Source organism: Collimonas sp. (genome assembly GCF_035566375.1).
Lineage (GTDB): Bacteria > Pseudomonadota > Gammaproteobacteria > Burkholderiales > Burkholderiaceae_D > Collimonas.
This window is the reverse complement of the sequence record NZ_DATMRK010000028.1, coordinates 201,672-217,889: the sequence shown is the minus strand read 5'-3', so window position 1 is coordinate 217,889 and position 16,218 is coordinate 201,672. Positions and strand designations below refer to the sequence as shown.

Annotated in this window: 17 protein-coding genes; 10 read left to right on the top strand and 7 right to left on the bottom strand. The window is 56.1% G+C overall.

The features are described from left to right. The 7 genes from rpsF to VNZ60_RS08105 all read left to right on the top strand — a co-directional run. Window positions 1-259, top strand: a 259-nt coding sequence (rpsF, locus tag VNZ60_RS08135; RefSeq protein ID WP_325657918.1) for a 30S ribosomal protein S6, incomplete at its 5' end; no start/stop codon positions are given. A gap of 49 nt (window positions 260-308) precedes the next feature. Further along, the gene (priB, locus tag VNZ60_RS08130; protein ID WP_325657916.1) at window positions 309-623 is read left to right on the top strand and encodes a primosomal replication protein N; all 315 of its coding nucleotides are present in this window, start codon (window positions 309-311) and stop codon (window positions 621-623) included. Between the two features lie 35 nt (window positions 624-658). Beyond that, on the top strand, window positions 659-943 hold the full coding sequence (gene rpsR / locus VNZ60_RS08125; protein WP_014006464.1) for a 30S ribosomal protein S18: 285 nt from the start codon (window positions 659-661) through the stop codon (window positions 941-943). A gap of 26 nt (window positions 944-969) precedes the next feature. Beyond that, a complete protein-coding gene (gene rplI / locus VNZ60_RS08120) occupies window positions 970-1,422 on the top strand; it encodes a 50S ribosomal protein L9 (protein ID WP_325657911.1) in 453 nt (150 codons plus the stop codon). 130 nt (window positions 1,423-1,552) lie between these two features. Further along, window positions 1,553-2,953 (top strand): replicative DNA helicase, encoded by a 1,401-nt coding sequence (locus VNZ60_RS08115; RefSeq protein ID WP_325657909.1) that lies wholly within the window; start codon window positions 1,553-1,555, stop codon window positions 2,951-2,953. 175 nt (window positions 2,954-3,128) lie between these two features. Continuing rightward, window positions 3,129-3,755, top strand: a complete 627-nt coding sequence (locus VNZ60_RS08110) for a DUF47 domain-containing protein (protein WP_014006461.1) — start codon at window positions 3,129-3,131, stop codon at window positions 3,753-3,755. A 75-nt stretch (window positions 3,756-3,830) separates the two neighbouring features. Continuing rightward, complete coding sequence (locus VNZ60_RS08105; protein WP_325657908.1) at window positions 3,831-4,841, top strand: inorganic phosphate transporter; 1,011 nt, start codon at window positions 3,831-3,833, stop codon at window positions 4,839-4,841. Window positions 4,842-4,981: 140 nt separating this feature from the next. On the opposite strand, the gene VNZ60_RS08100 is transcribed toward VNZ60_RS08105, so the two are convergent. From VNZ60_RS08100 to VNZ60_RS08075, 6 genes are all read right to left on the bottom strand, one after another. Beyond that, entirely contained in the window at window positions 4,982-6,559 is a 1,578-nt protein-coding gene (locus VNZ60_RS08100; RefSeq protein ID WP_325657907.1) for a DHA2 family efflux MFS transporter permease subunit, read from the bottom strand. 78 nt (window positions 6,560-6,637) lie between these two features. Next, a complete protein-coding gene (locus VNZ60_RS08095; RefSeq protein ID WP_325657906.1) occupies window positions 6,638-7,855 on the bottom strand; it encodes an HlyD family secretion protein in 1,218 nt (405 codons plus the stop codon). 40 nt (window positions 7,856-7,895) lie between these two features. Next, a complete protein-coding gene (locus VNZ60_RS08090; protein ID WP_325657905.1) occupies window positions 7,896-9,413 on the bottom strand; it encodes an efflux transporter outer membrane subunit in 1,518 nt (505 codons plus the stop codon). 111 nt (window positions 9,414-9,524) lie between these two features. Next, window positions 9,525-9,986: a MarR family winged helix-turn-helix transcriptional regulator gene (locus VNZ60_RS08085; protein ID WP_325657904.1), complete on the bottom strand. Its 462-nt coding sequence runs from the start codon at window positions 9,984-9,986 to the stop codon at window positions 9,525-9,527. Window positions 9,987-10,079: 93 nt separating this feature from the next. Then, on the bottom strand, window positions 10,080-11,522 hold the full coding sequence (locus VNZ60_RS08080; RefSeq protein WP_325657903.1) for a sensor histidine kinase: 1,443 nt from the start codon (window positions 11,520-11,522) through the stop codon (window positions 10,080-10,082). Beyond that, on the bottom strand, window positions 11,519-12,193 hold the full coding sequence (locus VNZ60_RS08075; RefSeq protein WP_325657902.1) for a response regulator transcription factor: 675 nt from the start codon (window positions 12,191-12,193) through the stop codon (window positions 11,519-11,521). Before VNZ60_RS08075 ends, VNZ60_RS08080 begins: the two co-directional genes overlap by 4 nt. Before the next feature lie 186 nt (window positions 12,194-12,379). Here VNZ60_RS08075 and VNZ60_RS08070 point away from each other — a divergent pair, with 186 nt between their 5' ends. From VNZ60_RS08070 to VNZ60_RS08060, 3 genes are all read left to right on the top strand, one after another. After that, window positions 12,380-13,405 (top strand): ABC transporter substrate-binding protein, encoded by a 1,026-nt coding sequence (locus VNZ60_RS08070; protein WP_325657901.1) that lies wholly within the window; start codon window positions 12,380-12,382, stop codon window positions 13,403-13,405. Window positions 13,406-13,522: 117 nt separating this feature from the next. Next, on the top strand, window positions 13,523-14,359 hold the full coding sequence (locus VNZ60_RS08065) for an ABC transporter ATP-binding protein (protein WP_325657900.1): 837 nt from the start codon (window positions 13,523-13,525) through the stop codon (window positions 14,357-14,359). Window positions 14,360-14,435: 76 nt separating this feature from the next. Next, window positions 14,436-15,290 carry an ABC transporter permease gene (locus VNZ60_RS08060; protein WP_325657899.1) on the top strand — a complete coding sequence of 285 codons (855 nt, stop codon included), beginning with the start codon at window positions 14,436-14,438 and terminating at the stop codon, window positions 15,288-15,290. A 75-nt stretch (window positions 15,291-15,365) separates the two neighbouring features. Here the strand turns inward: VNZ60_RS08060 and VNZ60_RS08055 are convergent, their stop codons facing one another. After that, on the bottom strand, window positions 15,366-16,100 hold the full coding sequence (locus VNZ60_RS08055; RefSeq protein ID WP_325657898.1) for a metallophosphoesterase family protein: 735 nt from the start codon (window positions 16,098-16,100) through the stop codon (window positions 15,366-15,368). Window positions 16,101-16,218 lie beyond the last annotated feature (118 nt).

The following is a 16,218-nucleotide window of genomic DNA, read 5'->3' as shown; positions in this document are numbered from 1 at the left end:
TCGCGTGGAAGACTGGGGCCGCCGCCAACTGGCATACCTGATCCAGAAACTGGCTAAAGCACATTACGTCTGCCTCAACATCGAGTGCGACAGCGAAACTCTGGCTGAAATCGAAACCGGCTTCAAGTTCAATGATGCAGTGTTGCGTCATCTGACCGTCAAGCTGAAGAAGGCCGAAACTGGCCCTTCGCCAATGATGAAGGCTGTGCAGAAGGAAGATGCTGCCAAGAGCCATCGCACCGAAGCGCCGGCAGCCTGATTTACCAAGCGCCTGCCAGCATTTTGCATAGCTATCGAGTCCATCAGGAGTGAGCCAAACCAATAACGTGTTTCAGCTGGTTGCCGTAATTGCCGAACGTGAAGTCATACGTTATACACCGGCAGGCATTCCGATCGTATCTGCAATATTGCAGCACCGGTCGGAGCCGATTGAAGCGGGTATCAAGCGTTTGATTGAATTTGAAATTGCCGCGCTAGCCGTTGGCGAGATTTCAGGAAGATTCAGTCAGGCTGCATTGGGTGGCAGCTTCTGGTTCACAGGATTCATGGCGCGCAAGAGTCGCAACGGTAGAAGCCTGGTATTTCACATCACGGATTTCGCTGCAATGGAAATTGCAGATTAATTATTTAGTCAAAAATTTAGATACAGGAGCCAAAAATGGCATTCGGTAAAAAGTTCGATAAAAGCAAACTGAAAAACAAGCGTCAGCAACAAAACCCGCTGTTCAAGCGCAAGAAATTCTGCCGTTTCACCGCTGCTCACGTAGCTAGCGTTGATTACAAAGATATCGACACGCTGAAGGATTTTGTTCAAGAAAACGGCAAGATCATGCCAGCACGTCTGACCGGCACCAAGGCAATCTATCAACGTCAAGTGGACACCGCGATCAAACGCGCGCGTTTCCTGGCGCTGCTGCCATACACCGATCTGCACAACGCTTAATTGACGACTTGGAATAGGAGAAAAATATGCAAGTCATTCTGTTGGAAAAAGTCGTTAATCTCGGCAATCTGGGTGAAGTTGTTCGCGTCAAGGACGGTTACGCACGTAACTTCCTGATTCCACAACGTATGGCACGTCGTGCTACAACTACTGCAATCGCTGAATTCGAAGCGAAACGTGCAGATCTGGAAAAAGCTGCTGCCGCCAAGCTGGCTGCTGCTCAAGTCCAGGGCGAAAAACTGAACGGCCTGACCGTGCAGATTTCGCAAAAATCGGGTGTTGACGGCCGTTTGTTCGGTTCCGTGACTAACTTCGATATCGCTGAAGCGTTGACCAAGCAAGGTTTCGCAGTTGAAAAATCACAAGTTCGCTTGCCTATCGGCCCGCTGAAGACTACCGGTGAGCACGCTGTTGCTGTCGCCTTGCATACCGATGTTGTGGTTGACATCGTTATCGCAGTGATCGGCGAGCACGTCTAAGCACACCTTATACGCTGCTAGCAAATAGTTGTTGTTGTATTAAAAGGCCGGGTTTCCCCCGGCTTTTTTTATGTCCTTTTTTTGGGCGGCAGGGGCAAGACGGATATCAGAAGCAGGTATAATTCGCGCCATGAAAGCACCTTCCAAAGCACCGTCCGATCCACAGTTAGACTCCCTCCGCGTACCACCCCATTCAATCGAAGCAGAGCAATCCGTTTTAGGCGGACTGCTGCTGGATAATGCGGCGTGGGACAAGATCGCCGACTTTGTGAACGCCGACGATTTCTATCGTTACGACCATCGCATCATTTTCCAGCACATGGTGAAGTTGATCAACGGCAGCAAACCGGCTGACGTGATCACCGTCTTTGAGTCGCTGAGCGGCACCGGCAAGGCTGAAGAAGTGGGTGGCCTGAGCTACCTCAACGCACTCGCGCAAAACACGCCGTCCGCCGCCAATATCCGTCGCTATGCCGAGATCGTGCGTGACCGCGGCGTATTGCGCAAGCTGATTACCGTCGCCGATGAAATTTCCGGCCAGGCTTTCAGTCCGCAGGGCAAGGAAGTCAAGCAGATGCTGGACGAGGCCGAATCCAAGATTTTCGCGATTGCCGAGGAAGGTGCGCGCGGCGCCCAGGGTTTCCAGGAAATCCAGCCTTTGCTGACGCAAGTGGTGGAGCGTATCGACGAACTTTACAACCGCGACAACCAGAGTGACATCACCGGCGTCTCGACCGGTTTCATCGATCTCGACAAGATGACTTCCGGTTTGCAAAAGGGCGACCTGGTCATCGTGGCCGGCCGGCCGTCCATGGGTAAGACGGCATTCTCGGTGAATATCGGTGAAAACGTCGCGCTCGACAGCGGTTTGCCGGTGGCGATTTTTTCGATGGAAATGGGCGGTACCCAGCTCGCCATGCGTATGCTGGGTTCGGTCGGCAAGCTCGACCAGCACCGCTTGCGTACCGGCCGTCTGAACGATGAAGACTGGCCGCGCCTGACCCATGCAATCCAGAAGATGAACGACGCCCAGCTGTTCATCGACGAAACCCCGGCGCTGAGTTCGATTGAGTTGCGGGCGCGGGCGCGCCGTCTGTCGCGTCAATGCGGTACGCTGGGCTTGATCATTATCGATTACTTGCAGCTGATGTCGGCCAACAACGCCGGTGAAAACCGCGCGACCGAAATTTCTGAAATCTCGCGTAACCTGAAGGGCTTGGCGAAAGAGTTGCAATGCCCGGTGATCGCGCTGTCGCAGTTGAATCGCTCGCTGGAACAACGCCCCAACAAACGCCCCGTGATGTCCGATTTGCGCGAATCCGGCGCTATCGAACAGGATGCCGACGTCATCCTGTTTATTTATCGCGACGAGGTGTACAACCCAGATTCGCAAGAAAAGGGCACCGCCGAGATCATCATCGGTAAGCAGCGTAACGGTCCGATCGGCAGCGTGCGGCTGAGTTTCCTTGGCCAATACACTAAATTCGACAATTACGTTGGTAATTTGGATGCGCCGTACGGCGGCGATTGACCGTCGTTTCCATTTTTTGTTGCAATCACGCAAAACCTGCAAAAGCAATTTAGCAACGTTCTCCCGAGCCTGATATATTTCAGTTCCGTGACATTTGTTTGCTTTAAATCAAGATGCTTTAAGTCAAAGTATTAGGTAATTAGATTCAGCTTAACCCTCAGAAGAGAGAATAAACATGTTTGGACGATTGATGCCCACCGAGGGCAAATTCTTTGAGCTCTTTAACCAGCACGCAGAGCTATGCGTCAAGGGCGCCAAGGAAATGGTGGCGTTGATGACTAATTTCGACGATCTGGAAATTCGCGTGCATGCGATCGAAGGCATAGAGAAGCAGGCCGATCAGGTCACCCATCATGCGATCGACATGCTGCACAAGACTTTCATTACGCCGATCGATCGCGATGACATCCATCAGCTGATCACGCGCATGGATGACATTCTGGATTTGCTGGAAGATGCGGCACAGACCATTTCCCTGTACGACATCAAGGCGATTACGCCAGAAGCCAAGCGCCTGGCTGAGCTGTGCCTGGGTTGCGCGGAGAAGGTCAAGGCAGCGGTAGGCTTGCTGCACAACATGGATAACTCGCGTGAAATCCTGGCCATCTGCGTCGAGATCGACCGCCTGGAATCGGATGCCGACCATGTGATGCGCGCCGCCATGTCGAAACTGTTCCGCGACGAACCGGATGTACGCACCCTGATCAAGCTGAAAGCCATTTACGAATTGCTGGAAACGGTCACCGACCGTTGCGAAGACGTCGCCAATATCATCGAAGGCATCATCGTCGAGAATGCCTGATGCAGAGTAGGGCGGTGGCGGCTGATGGCTGCTATCGCATCGATGCAATCCTAAAAAAAACGACTCTGGCTACTCATGCACACTCTTCAAATCAGTATTTACGTTCTTGTCTTCCTCATTGCACTGGCGCTGGTATTCGACTTCATGAACGGCTTTCATGACGCCGCCAATGCGATCGCTACAGTGGTTTCCACCGGCGTCTTGAAGCCGCAACAAGCGGTTGCCATGGCGGCGCTGTTCAACTTCATTGCGATTGCGGTATTTCAGTTGCACGTTGCCGCCACGGTCGGCAAGGGCACCATCGATCCTAATGTGGTCGATCATTACGTCGTCTTCGGTGCACTGGTCGGCGCTATCTGCTGGAACATCTTGACCTGGTACTACGGCATTCCATCCTCATCCTCGCATGCCTTGATCGGCGGCCTGGTTGGCGCTGCCGTGGCCAAGGCCGGCACTGGCTCGCTGATCTCGGCGGGCCTGATCAAGACCATCGCGTTTATCGTCTTGTCGCCATTGCTGGGTTTCGTCTTCGGCTCCATCATGATGGTGCTGGTGTCGTGGATTTTCGTGCGTTCGACGCCGCGCAAGGTCGACAAATGGTTCCGCCGTTTGCAACTGCTGTCGGCGTCGATGTATAGCCTGGGCCATGGTGGCAACGATGCGCAGAAAACCATCGGCATCATCTGGATGCTCTTGATTGCTACCGGCTTCTCGCAACAGAGCGATGCGCTACCGCCGTGGTGGGTGATTATTTCCTGCTATAGCGCGATCAGTCTCGGTACGCTGTTCGGCGGCTGGCGCATCGTCAAGACCATGGGCCAGAAAATCACCAAATTGAAACCGGTAGGCGGCTTTTGCGCTGAAACCGGCGGCGCCATCACCTTGTTCCTGGCTACCATGCTGGGCGTTCCAGTCTCGACTACGCATACCATCACCGGCGCCATCGTTGGTGTTGGCGCGGCGCGGCGGGTCTCTGCAGTGCGCTGGGGAGTGGCGGGGAATATCGTCTGGGCCTGGGTGTTGACGATTCCGGCGTCGGCTTTCATGGCGGCGATTGCCTGGTGGATCGGTAAGCATATTTTGTAAATCGAACTTGTAAAGCGATCCGCAGGAAAACAAACGGGCGATGCATATTCAATATGCATTGCCCGTTTTTATTGCGTGGCCTGTTTTGCTATCCGCGCCTGATCGCCCGTGTTCAACTCATGTGCAACTCATATTCAATCTCAGTGCGCACCGCCGGCGTCAACCGGTAAGCTGGAACGTTGCGGCTTGGTCAGCCATACCAGCGCAATCAGCATCATGAACAATACCGCCGACATCCAGAATATGTCGGTAGCGCCCTGAGTGGCAGCTTTCACCGTAATCAGGCGTTCGATCGTGGCCCAGGCGGCCGGTTCCGGCATGCCTTGGGCGGTGAGATTGTTTACCGCATCGGTAAATGCCGGGCTGTGCGGGCCGCTGAATTCGGTCAGCTGGGAATGATGCAAGGAGGTGCGCCGGTCCCACAATGTACTGGTGATCGAAGTGCCCATGCCGCCGAACATGATCCGCACGAAGTTGGACAAACCGGCCGCCGACGGGATTTTTTCCGGCGGCTGGCCCGACAGGATGATCGAGGTCAGCGGAATGAAGAACATGGCCATCGCCGCACCCTGGATCACGGTAGGGATCATCAATGTGAAGGTGTCGACGTTTTCAGTGAATTGCGAACGCATGTAAAACACCACTGCAAACACCAGGAACGCGGTGCTGGCAACCCAGCGGGCATCGATCTTGGGCAGGATCTTGCCGATGAATGGCGACAGGATGATGGCAAAGATCCCGACCGGCGCCATCACTTCTCCCGCCAGCGTTGCGGTGTAGCCAAGCGTGGTTTGCAGCCACAAAGGCAGGATCACCAGGCCACCGAACATCAGGCCGTAGCCGACCGAGATCGCGATCACGCCGCCACTGAAATTACGGCCTTTGAACAGGGTCAGGTCGACTACCGGGTGATCGTCGCCGAGTTCCCAGATGACGAAGTAGATAAAGGCAACCAGCGCCACCGCACCCAATATCACAATGGTCGAGGAATTGAACCAGTCGAGTTCCTTGCCCTTGTCCAGCATGATCTGCAATGAGCCGACCCAGATCACCAGCAAGCCAAGACCGACTTTATCGATTGGCAGCTTATATACCGCTGACTCGCGCTTGTGATAGATCGACCAGGTAGCCCAGGCAGCGAACACGCCAACCGGGATATTGATGTAGAAAATCCACGGCCAGGTGTAATTGTCCGAGATCCAGCCGCCCAGAAGCGGCCCCATGACCGGCGCCACCAGTGTGGTCATGCCCCAGAACGCCAGGGCCATGCCGCTCTTGGCGGGAGTGTAGCTTGAGAGTAGTAACGATTGCGACAAAGGAATCATCGGCCCTGCGACCGCGCCTTGCAGCACCCGCGCTGCAATCAGTATTTCCATGCTGGGAGCCAGGCCGCACAGTATCGAAGACAAAACGAACAGGATAATCGATGTGACAAACAGGCGAACCTGGCCGAAGCGCTGGGTCAGCCAGCCGGTCAGCGGCACCGAGATGGCGTTAGCGACGGCAAACGAAGTGATGACCCAGGTGCCTTGTTGCGGCGATACGCCCAGATCGCCGGAAATGGCAGGGATCGAAACGTTGGCAATCGAAGAATCGAGCACGTTCATGAACACGGCTAGCGACAACGCTACCGTGCCCATGACTAGCTTGCCGCCGGTCAGCGGCGGCAGTGGTTGCGATGGCGGCCGCGCCGGCATCGCTGGTTTTGGGGAACTCATGAAGGCATTCCGGTAAGGGTTCGCGTAGCGGACGCCGTCACTGTCACGATAGCGGCGTCCGGCAGGGCAGGCAGCAGCTTAATGTGCCGCAGCTGCATTGTTATTGGCGGCGATGATGCTGGCGATACGCTGATCGGCTTCCTGGCCGCTCTTGTCGAAGACGTCGGTGGTGTAGGCCGGCGTGGTACGCGCAGTACCTGCGGTCAGCGAAGTGCCTTCGGTTTGAGCGACGTCGACACTGACGTCCATCGATACGCCGATGCGCAGCGGATGGCTTTCCAGATCCTTAGGATCGAGCGAAATCCGCACGGGAATCCGTTGCACGATCTTGATCCAGTTGCCGCTGGCGTTTTGCGCCGGCAGCAGCGCGAAAGCAGAGCCGGTGCCGGCTGCCAGGCCAACCACCTTGCCGTGATATTCGATCTTGGAACCGTACAGATCGGATTTCAGCGTAACCGGCTGGCCGATCCGCATATTGTTGATCTGCACTTCCTTGAAGTTGGCGTCAACCCACAACGCATTCAGCGGCACGATCGACAGCAGTGGAGTACCGGCGGCGACGCGCTGGCCAACCTGCACCGAACGCTTGGCGACGTAGCCGGTGGTTGGCGCGAGCAGGGTCGTACGCGCCAGATTGATATAAGCATTGCGTACCTGGGCCGCGGCGTTCTGCACATTTGGATGCTGTTCAACCGTGGTGCGGTCGGTCAATACCTTGTTCGACGCCAATTGTTCGCGAGTAGCTTGCAACGCAGCTTCCGCACCTTGCACGGCTACTTTAGCGTGATCCAGTTCTTCCTTGGATACGGCGCCGGTGCTGATCAGTTGCTGACGGCGGACCAGGTCGGCGCGCGCCCGTTCCAGTTCCGAAGTGCGGGCGCTGACATTGGAAGTCAGAGTGTTATTGTTGACGAACAGTGTACGCACCTGACGCACGGTTTGGGCCAGCTGGGCTTCCGCCTGCTCCAATGCCACCTTGGCATCGGCCTTATCCAGTTCCACTAACGGTTTGCCGACTTGCACCAGTTCGGTATCGTCGGTATTGATCGCCAATACCGTGCCGCCGACCTGTGGCGTCAGTTGCACTACGTTGCCGCCGACATACGCGTCGTCGGTGCCTTCGTAGTGGCGGGCATAGATGAACCACCAGATGCCGTAGGCGATCAAGACAATGATAAGGGCGATAGTGACGCCGATCAGCAAGCTACGGCGTTTGCCGTTGCCATTGGCGGCGACTGGCGCCGCAGCAGCGGCAGCGGCGGATGGATCTTGTGGAGTTTGATTTGGTGTGGTCATGATGCGGGTTTCGCAATAAGTGAACGGTTTATTTAAAGAATCAGTTAGTGGCGCTTGCTTGCGTGCCGGCAGGATTTGCGCTTGCCTCGGCGGGATTGAGCCCCTCGGCCGTGGCGTCGAAACCGCCACCCAGCGACTTGATCAGGTTGACCCGCAGATCGGCTCGGCGGGCGCGCACATCAAGCTCAAGTTTGCGCTGCGCCAGCCAGGAGATCTGGGTGCTTACCACTTGCAGCATGTTGCCGGTGCCGACCTGCTGTCGTTGCTCAGCCAGTTTCATGCCGCGCTCGGCAGCGTCGACCGCAGTCTGTTGATTCTTGTCTTGGGTTTCAGCCGCGTGCAGCGATTGCACGCTATCTGCCACTTCATGAAAGGCGTCGTTGAGCGCCTGGTTGTAGGTTGCCACTGCGCCGTCGTAGGCAGCGACCCGGCCTTTGAGTTGAGCGCGCAAGGCGCCGCCTTCAAAGATAGGTAGATGGATGGCTGGCCCGGCGCCGACCACCCGGCTGCTGCTGGTCAGGAATTTCGAGAAGCCAAGGCTGGAAAAGCCGACCATCGCCGACAAATTAACGTTCGGATAGAACTCCGTCTTGGCGACCTTGATATCGCTTTGCGCAGCTTCGACTTGCCAGCGTGCGGCAACCACATCGGGGCGGCGTCCCAGCAGGCCGAGCGGCAGCTGGTCAGGCAGCGCAACGGCGCTGTCCGCCGGCAGTGTCGGTACGGCGATCTTCAAACCACGATCAGGGCCTTTGCCCATCAGTGCCGCGATCTGATTGCGGGTCAGTGCAATCGCTTCCTGCCATTGCGCCTGTTCGGCACGCAAGCCAGCCACTTGTTGCCGGCTTTGCTGGTTGTCGCTTTGGGTGTCGAGGCCGGCGGCGAAGCGTTGCTGGGTCAGCTTGTCCAGCTTATCGCGCAGCGCCAGTTGCTGATTGGTCAGATCCAGCTGCGCATATTGACGTCCCAGTTGCAACCAGGCTTTCGAGATGCCAGCGGTCAAAGCCAGGCGCGCCGCGTAGTGCTCAGCTTCCGCCGCTTTGCTTTGCGATATGGCCGAGCGCAACTCGGCGCCGTGCTTGCCCCAGAAATCCAGGTCATAAGTAAAGTTCAGCGCGGTTTCATAGTCCGTTACATACATGCCGCCGAACGGTGGCGGGTAAATGCTGTTCTCGGTGAAGCGCTGACGGGTGGCCGACAGGCTGGCGCCGACTTGCGGTTTGCTGCTTGCTCCAGCCGCTTCCACCATGGCGCGTGCTGCACCTATGCGCGCTGCCGCGGCTTGCAAATTGGGATTGCCTGCCAGCGCTTCGTCCACTAGTTGTTGCAGCGGCTCGCCACCGATGTTGCCGACCCAGGAAGAGGCAGGCCATTGGCCGCCTTGTCCAGGCAGGGAAGTCGCGGAGGCGTAGTCGTCCGGTTTGTTGCTGCTGGCGCTGCTGTGGATTCCGCTGAAGTTGGCGCAAGCCGCCAGTAACAGTACGGCGGCGCTGATGACAAGGCGCTGAGTGCCGAGTTTCGGCAGGTGGCGTCGGGCTGAAGATAAATGAGGATTCATGTCGGTATTGATTTGACGGTTTGACGGTTTTATTTAACGGCTACAGAGAGAATGAGCAGCTTGTTTAAAAGTAATATTGAATAAATAAATATTGCATAGTCAATGTGTTTCCTACGACGGCGAATTGCTTGCCAGCAAGCGTCTGAGCATCGATTTCAAGAAGCCGATTTCTTCCGCGCTGAACTCGGAAAAATGTTTGTTCAGTACGCCGCAATACGCCTGCGGCACTAGCTTCGACAACTCCACGCCATCTGCAGTCAAATGCAATTTCATCAAGCGCCGGTCTTGCGCGCATGGCTCACGCTCGATCAGCTTGCGTGCCACCAGCCGGTCGATCATGCGTTTGGTAGATGCAGCATCGGTATAGGTCTCGCGCGCCAGATCGGCAGCCGTGGAATATTTCCCGGTCGACAACATCAGGATGATGGCGCCTTGCGCATGGGTAATCCCGTATTGCATCAATGATTCGTCGGAACTCTTGACCAGCATGGCGCGCGAGCGCGCCAGTAAATAGCCTATGCTTTCTTCAATCTGGTAGGTGTCCAGAGTGAATAATGGGGGTGGGTTGCTCACGGTTTTCTCAGCTCATTTGCACAACTTGTTGCATCAATATTCATTGCTTAGGCAAGAATATACTGCAAAAGGAAATTTCTTGCTTACTACGCTCTAGAATTGTTGTTCAGATTTTGTCGGCTTGTTTTCGTCGTGGCCAAGCATTACAGGAGCCGTACAGGCAGGTAATTGCAGCAACACATTCAAGCCGTGCTGCTGCGCGCTAGCGTTCAATGTCACGCTGCCTTGCGCTGCAATGACGATTTCTTTGACGATGGCAAGACCCAGGCCGGTGCCATCCTGCCCTGGAGCCGCGTTGCGGAAAAAGCGTTCGAACACGCGGTCGCGCACTTCGGCCGGGATGCCAGGACCGTTGTCGCTGACGCCGATCTCGACCTGTTCGTTATTGGCGGTGATGGTTACGGTCACTTTGCCGCTCACGGGGGTATAGCGGATGGCGTTGTCGACCAGATTCATCATCATGGCAGTAAACAGAGCCTCGTTTCCCATCACCCATGCATGCTGCAGTTTTGTCTCAAGTCCGAGATCGATATTCTTGCGCTGCGCCAGATCGACAATCTCTTCCAGCACCCCCGCCGATACCGCCAGCAGGTCCACCGGCTGCCTGATGAAAGCAGTGGTGTTGGCGGCTTCCGCCTGCGATAACAGCAGCAACTTGTTGGTCAGCTCGGTCATGTTGCGGCTGCTTTCCTGCATCGCTTGCAGCACCTGCAGGGCTTCGGCGCGCCTGTTTTCATCGCTCAGGCGGCGGGCGAACTGGATTTGCGAATCGAGCAAGGTCAAGGGTGTGCGCAACTGATGGGCGGCATCGGCGATAAAGCGTTTTTGCGCCGACACCTGCGTGTTCAGGCGTTGAATGGTTTGGTTGATTGCTTCAACGATAGGCCGCAGTTCCAGTTGCAGCTGGCCGGCCTTGATCGGCGACAAGGAGGTCGTATCGCGCGCAGCCAGTTGATCTTTCAGATGCATCAGCGGTCGCAGCTCCATGCTCAGGCCTATCACTACCAAGGCCACGGCTAACAGCAGCATGGCGATCTGGCGGTGCAGGGAAGGGCGCCACAGATCGGCCAGCATCTGGTCGCGAGCGTGCCTGGTCTGGCCAACCAGGATGGCGATCTTGTGCAATTGGCCGGCGTTATACAGCGTGCGAACCTGGCTCACCACACGCAGCATCTGGCCATGGTAATCGATGGTGCTGAACGCCGGTGCGCTCAGCGGGAAGCGCAGCGCCAGAGGAAAATCGGGGCGCCCGGCCAGCAAGCTGTCCTGATCGGTAATCACCTGGTAATACACCTGGTCCTGTTCCGGCGAGACCAGCAACTCCAGCGCCGCCGGCGGCACGCTGGCATGCGGCAGGCCGTCCAGCCACTGGATCTCGCCGGCGATCACCTGGGCCGACGCCAGTAGCGCATGATCTTGAATCAGGTCCGCAGTCTGGCGCGCGCTGCGATACGACAGCATGGCGCTGATGGCGACAAATGCTGTCAGCGGAATCAGCAACCACAACAACAAGCGCAGGCGCAGGCTGATGATCAATTTTGGTCTTTCTGCTTGAGTAAATAACCGAGCCCGCGCAAGGTCATGATGGCGGCCTGGCAGTGCTCAAGCTTCTTGCGCAGGCGGTGGATATAGATTTCAATCGCGTCGGCGCTGGGTTCGTCATCGAGTCCGAACACGCTGTCCATCAAGGCGCTCTTGGAGACGGTTTTTCCTTGTTTCAGCATCAGGATTTCGAGCACGTCATGTTCGCGTCCGGGCAGCGCCAGCAACTGGCCGGCAATCGAGAATTGCCGGGTGTTGCTGTCATAGCGCAGATCGGCGCAATGCATTTCTGCCGCCTTGTCCGGCGTCTGGCGGCGGATCAGGGCCTTGATGCGGGCTACCAGTTCGCGCACTTCGAAAGGCTTGACCAGATAGTCGTCGGCGCCGGCGCCCAGGCAATCGACTTTTTCATCAATCGAACCGCTGGCAGTGAGAATCATCACCGGCACATTGTTGTGGCGCTCGCGCAGCCGCCGCAGGACGCTCTTGCCGTTCATCTTCGGCAGCTGCAGGTCAAGCAAGACCACATCGTAGTTTTCGCTTTGCAGCAGGCGATCGGCGGCTTCGCCGTCGGTGGCGACGTCGAGGGTGAACTTATCCTCTTTCAGTATCTTGCTAAGCCATAGTGCAAGCGGAGGATTATCTTCAATCAGGAGTAATTTCATGGATGCTTCATGGATGCGATATAGGTTTGGGACGCTGCATGGTTATGTTGCACTGCAAGCTAAATAACACGAATTTGGAAAGCTGGTTGAAAGTTTATGCATCCTAGAATACGCTCAAGACTGGAACATTGGCATCCCAACCCGCGTATCCGGTCATTATCCCAAAAAACAAATGGAGACAACACAATGCATACCCTCATCCGTGGTTCCCTGCTTTCTGCTGCGCTGCTTAGCGCCGGTGTCGCCGGTGTTTTCGGCGCTAGCCAGGCTATGGCGGCCGATTCAGGAAAAATCACCATCATGGTCGGCGGCATCACCAAGATGATCTATCTGCCGGCCAAGCTGACCGAGCAACTCGGTTACTTCAAGGAAGAGGGACTTGATGTTGAACTGCAATCGCAACCGGCTGGCGTGGATGCAGAAAATGAATTGCTGGCCGGCGCAGTGCAAGCCGTAGTCGGCTTTTACGACCATTCCATCGATTTGCAAAGCAAGGGTAAGGAAGTCACTGCAATTACGGTTTTCGGCCAGGTGCCGGGCGAAGTAGAGGTAGTGTCGACCAAGGCTGCGGCCACCATCAAGAGCATGGCGGACGTCAAGGGTAAAACACTGGGCGTAACCGGTCTGGGCTCATCGACCAATTTCCTGACGCAGTATCTGGCGGCCAAGAACGGCATCACTTCCAATCAATACTCAGTGTTGCCGGTGGGCGCCGATAACACCTTCATCGTCGCCATCAAACAAGGACGCATCGACGCTGGCATGACAACCGAGCCGACCGTGTCGCAGTTGCTGAAAACCGGCGAGGCCTCGGTGCTGGTCGACATGCGTACTGTCGAAGGCACAGTCAAGGCGCTGGGCGGCCTGTATCCGGCTTCCAGCCTGTATGTCCAGCGTCCATGGCTGAACACGCATAAAGCTGAAGCGACCAAGCTGGCGCGTGCCTTCGTCAAGACGCTCAAATTCATCAACACCCATAGCGCGGCTGAAATCGCCGACAAGATGCCGAAGGATTATTACGGCAATGACAAGGCTATGTATGTACAGGCCTTGCAAAACTCCCTGCCGATGTTTTCACCTGACGGAAAAATGCCCGCCGGCGGCCCGGAAACCGTGCTGCAGGTTTTGTCCGGCTTCAATCCGAACGTCAAGGGCAAGCATATCGATCTTGCTAAAACCTATACCAACGAGTTTGTCAGTCAAGCCAAGTAAGACTGACGCTTAATTATCAAATGTGCAGAACGGAAGCGCGTCGCGCTTTCCGGTGGGAAGACTCGTCTCTAGCAAACACTTCTGCACGATTCCGCTCTGTACGGCAAAGGAAATCAAATGACTCAAGCAACTTACGCCTCGCCTGCGGCATCCGTGCCGGCGCCCCAGGTTTTGCGGGATACGCCCGCCATCGAACTGCGCAATGTTTCGTGCCGCTTCATTTCTCCCGACGGCAAAGCCACCGTGGCTTTGCGCGATTTCACCATGAGCGTGGCGCGGGGCGAGTTCGTTGCGATAGTGGGGCCGACCGGCTGCGGTAAATCGACCACGCTGAGCATGATCACCGGCCTGCTCAAGCCGACGGTGGGCGAGGTACGCATCATGGGCGAGCCGGTCAACGGCATCGATCCGCGCATCGGTTTTGTGTTCCAGAACGATGCGGTATTCCCTTGGCGCAGCGTGCTGCACAACGTCGCGGCCGGACCGCTGTTTCGCGGCAAACCTAAGGACCAGGCATATGCCTTGGCCGAAGAATGGATACGCCGGGTCGGTCTCGACAAGTTCGGCAATCATTATCCGCATCAATTGTCCGGCGGCATGCGCAAGCGGGTTGCTCTGGCGCAGACGTTCATCAATAGCCCCGAAATTTTGCTGATGGACGAACCGTTCAGCGCGCTCGATATGCAGACCCGCGTCCTGATGCAAGACGAGCTGCTGCAATTGTGGTCGTCGCAAGCCGGTTCGGTGGTATTCGTTACCCATGATCTGGAAGAGGCGATTGCACTGGCCGACAAGGTCTACGTGCTGACCGCGCGTCCGGCAACTTTGAAGAGTGTGTACGAGATCGACCTGCCGCGGCCGCGGGTGATGTCAGAAGTGCGTTATGAACAGCGCTTCGTCGATATCTCACGCCAGATCTGGGCCGATCTGCGCGAAGAAGTACACATCAGCTAATTTTGGCTTTATCTATTTACACACCGTCGCTTATATCGATATCAACTTCATATAGGCGAGAGGAAAAAGGCAATATATGACTCAAGTACACACAATCGACAAACTCAGCGCTGCCGGCCTGGCCACTGTCGAGCAAGAAGCACAACGCAAAATCAAGCAACGTTACTGGTTGGTGATTTCCTTGCGCGTCGCCATCCTGATTTTCACTCTGGGCGGCTGGGAACTGGCAGCCAGGCTGCAATGGATAGACCCTTTCTTCTTTTCGCAACCGTCGCTGATCGTGGTGCAGATCTATGACTGGATCATGGAGGGCACTTCGCAAGGGCCGTTATGGACCCAGGTGCTGGTGACCTTGGAAGAAACCGTGCTGGGCTTCCTGATCGGCTCGGTGGCTGGCGTTATCTGCGGTATTTTGCTGGGCCGTAATAAATTGCTGTCCGATGTCTTCAGTATTTATATCCAGGTTGCCAATTCGATTCCACGTGTAGTGCTGGGTTCGATCTTCGTCATCGCGCTGGGCCTGGGCATGGCGTCCAAAGTGGCGCTGGCGGTGGTGATGGTGTTCTTCGTGGTGTTCGGTAACGCTTTCCAAGGGGTGCGTGAGGCGGACCGTTACATGATTGCCAACGCCCAGATCCTCGGTGCGTCGCCGCGCCAGGTCACCATGTCGGTAGTGATTCCTTCTGCGCTGAGCTGGATCCTGGCGAGTCTGCACGTGAGTTTTGGTTTCGCTTTGGTGGGTGCGGTGGTGGGAGAGTTCCTTGGTTCCAAGCAAGGTATCGGCTTGCTGATCTCGACCGCTCAAGGCGCGTTCAACGCCAGCGGCGTGTTTGCGGCGATGATCGTGCTGGCGGTGGTGGCTCTGGCGGCGGATTATTTGCTGACCACCTTGGAAAAACGCTTGCTTAAATGGCGTCCTGTGGCATTCTAGGTTTTAACTGTATCAGTAGGGTCTTAAGGTTGCGGCGCATTGAAAAATGCGCCGTTTTTTTATTCTCGGCTTGGTTTAAATTCTTCCGGTCGACAGCCATCTCGCCCAGTCGCTCCTGCCGTTCTTTAGCGCCGTGGCGGTCGCCTTGTGATGATCGTAGCTGATGTCGAGATGGGTAACATTCCAGCCATGAGTGGCTTTTTCGCAAATGGCATAACGGGCATGCGGGCTGGCGTTTTCGATGGTGTGGAAGTAGGGGTGGTCATCGTCGTAGGCTTGCAGGCCGACACTGCCCGGATTGACCACCAGACGTCCGGCTGAGATCGCGTGCGTCCGTGGCTTGTGCGTATGGCCGCAGATAATCAGGCTATGCGTGATTCCCGCTGCGTGGATTTCAATCTCAGCAGGCGCCGCCAGATGACAGCCATGTTGATCGACTTGTTCCAGAAAATAAATTAAATCGCTGGCAGGCGTGCCGTGGCACATGAAAACCTCGTCGGAGATAGCCAGGGTGCCAGGCAATCCTTTGACCCAGTCGCGCTGCGCCTGGGTGGTGTGTTCAAACGCAAACTGGTCGCTCGGGTCTCCGGTTTTATGTTCGCAGGCGAGCAGCTGGCGCTCGTGGTTGCCGCGAATGGTTGGCAGTTGCAGCGGCATCAACAAATCTGCGGTCGCAGCCGGTTCCAGGGGGCCGGACAAGATGTCGCCGGCGTTGACGATCAAATCCACGCCTTGTTTTTTAATGTCCGCCAGAACCGCTTCCAGCGCCCAGATATTTCCATGAATGTCGGAAAGAATGGCGAGTTTCATAGTCTGCTTTTCCTCAAGGAGGATGAGTGGGATATCACATCATCAAATAAAAACGGGTGTTATTCAATCAAAATTGAATAACACCCGTTCAGCCATCCGGATAGCGCATCGCTGCGCC

What these genes read in the sequence shown, in the direction of transcription:
- VNZ60_RS08090 (WP_325657905.1), bottom strand. Translation starts at nt 9,413, where the DNA reads ATGAATCCTCATTTATCTTCAGCCCGACGCCACCTGCCGAAACTCGGC.
- VNZ60_RS08070 (WP_325657901.1), top strand. Translation starts at nt 12,380, where the DNA reads ATGCATACCCTCATCCGTGGTTCCCTGCTTTCTGCTGCGCTGCTTAGC.
- VNZ60_RS08110 (WP_014006461.1), top strand. Translation starts at nt 3,129, where the DNA reads ATGTTTGGACGATTGATGCCCACCGAGGGCAAATTCTTTGAGCTCTTT.
- VNZ60_RS08065 (WP_325657900.1), top strand. Translation starts at nt 13,523, where the DNA reads ATGACTCAAGCAACTTACGCCTCGCCTGCGGCATCCGTGCCGGCGCCC.
- VNZ60_RS08105 (WP_325657908.1), top strand. Translation starts at nt 3,831, where the DNA reads ATGCACACTCTTCAAATCAGTATTTACGTTCTTGTCTTCCTCATTGCA.
- VNZ60_RS08100 (WP_325657907.1), bottom strand. Translation starts at nt 6,559, where the DNA reads ATGAGTTCCCCAAAACCAGCGATGCCGGCGCGGCCGCCATCGCAACCA.
- rpsR (WP_014006464.1), top strand. Translation starts at nt 659, where the DNA reads ATGGCATTCGGTAAAAAGTTCGATAAAAGCAAACTGAAAAACAAGCGT.
- rplI (WP_325657911.1), top strand. Translation starts at nt 970, where the DNA reads ATGCAAGTCATTCTGTTGGAAAAAGTCGTTAATCTCGGCAATCTGGGT.
- VNZ60_RS08115 (WP_325657909.1), top strand. Translation starts at nt 1,553, where the DNA reads ATGAAAGCACCTTCCAAAGCACCGTCCGATCCACAGTTAGACTCCCTC.
- VNZ60_RS08075 (WP_325657902.1), bottom strand. Translation starts at nt 12,193, where the DNA reads ATGAAATTACTCCTGATTGAAGATAATCCTCCGCTTGCACTATGGCTT.
- VNZ60_RS08060 (WP_325657899.1), top strand. Translation starts at nt 14,436, where the DNA reads ATGACTCAAGTACACACAATCGACAAACTCAGCGCTGCCGGCCTGGCC.
- VNZ60_RS08055 (WP_325657898.1), bottom strand. Translation starts at nt 16,100, where the DNA reads ATGAAACTCGCCATTCTTTCCGACATTCATGGAAATATCTGGGCGCTG.
- VNZ60_RS08095 (WP_325657906.1), bottom strand. Translation starts at nt 7,855, where the DNA reads ATGACCACACCAAATCAAACTCCACAAGATCCATCCGCCGCTGCCGCT.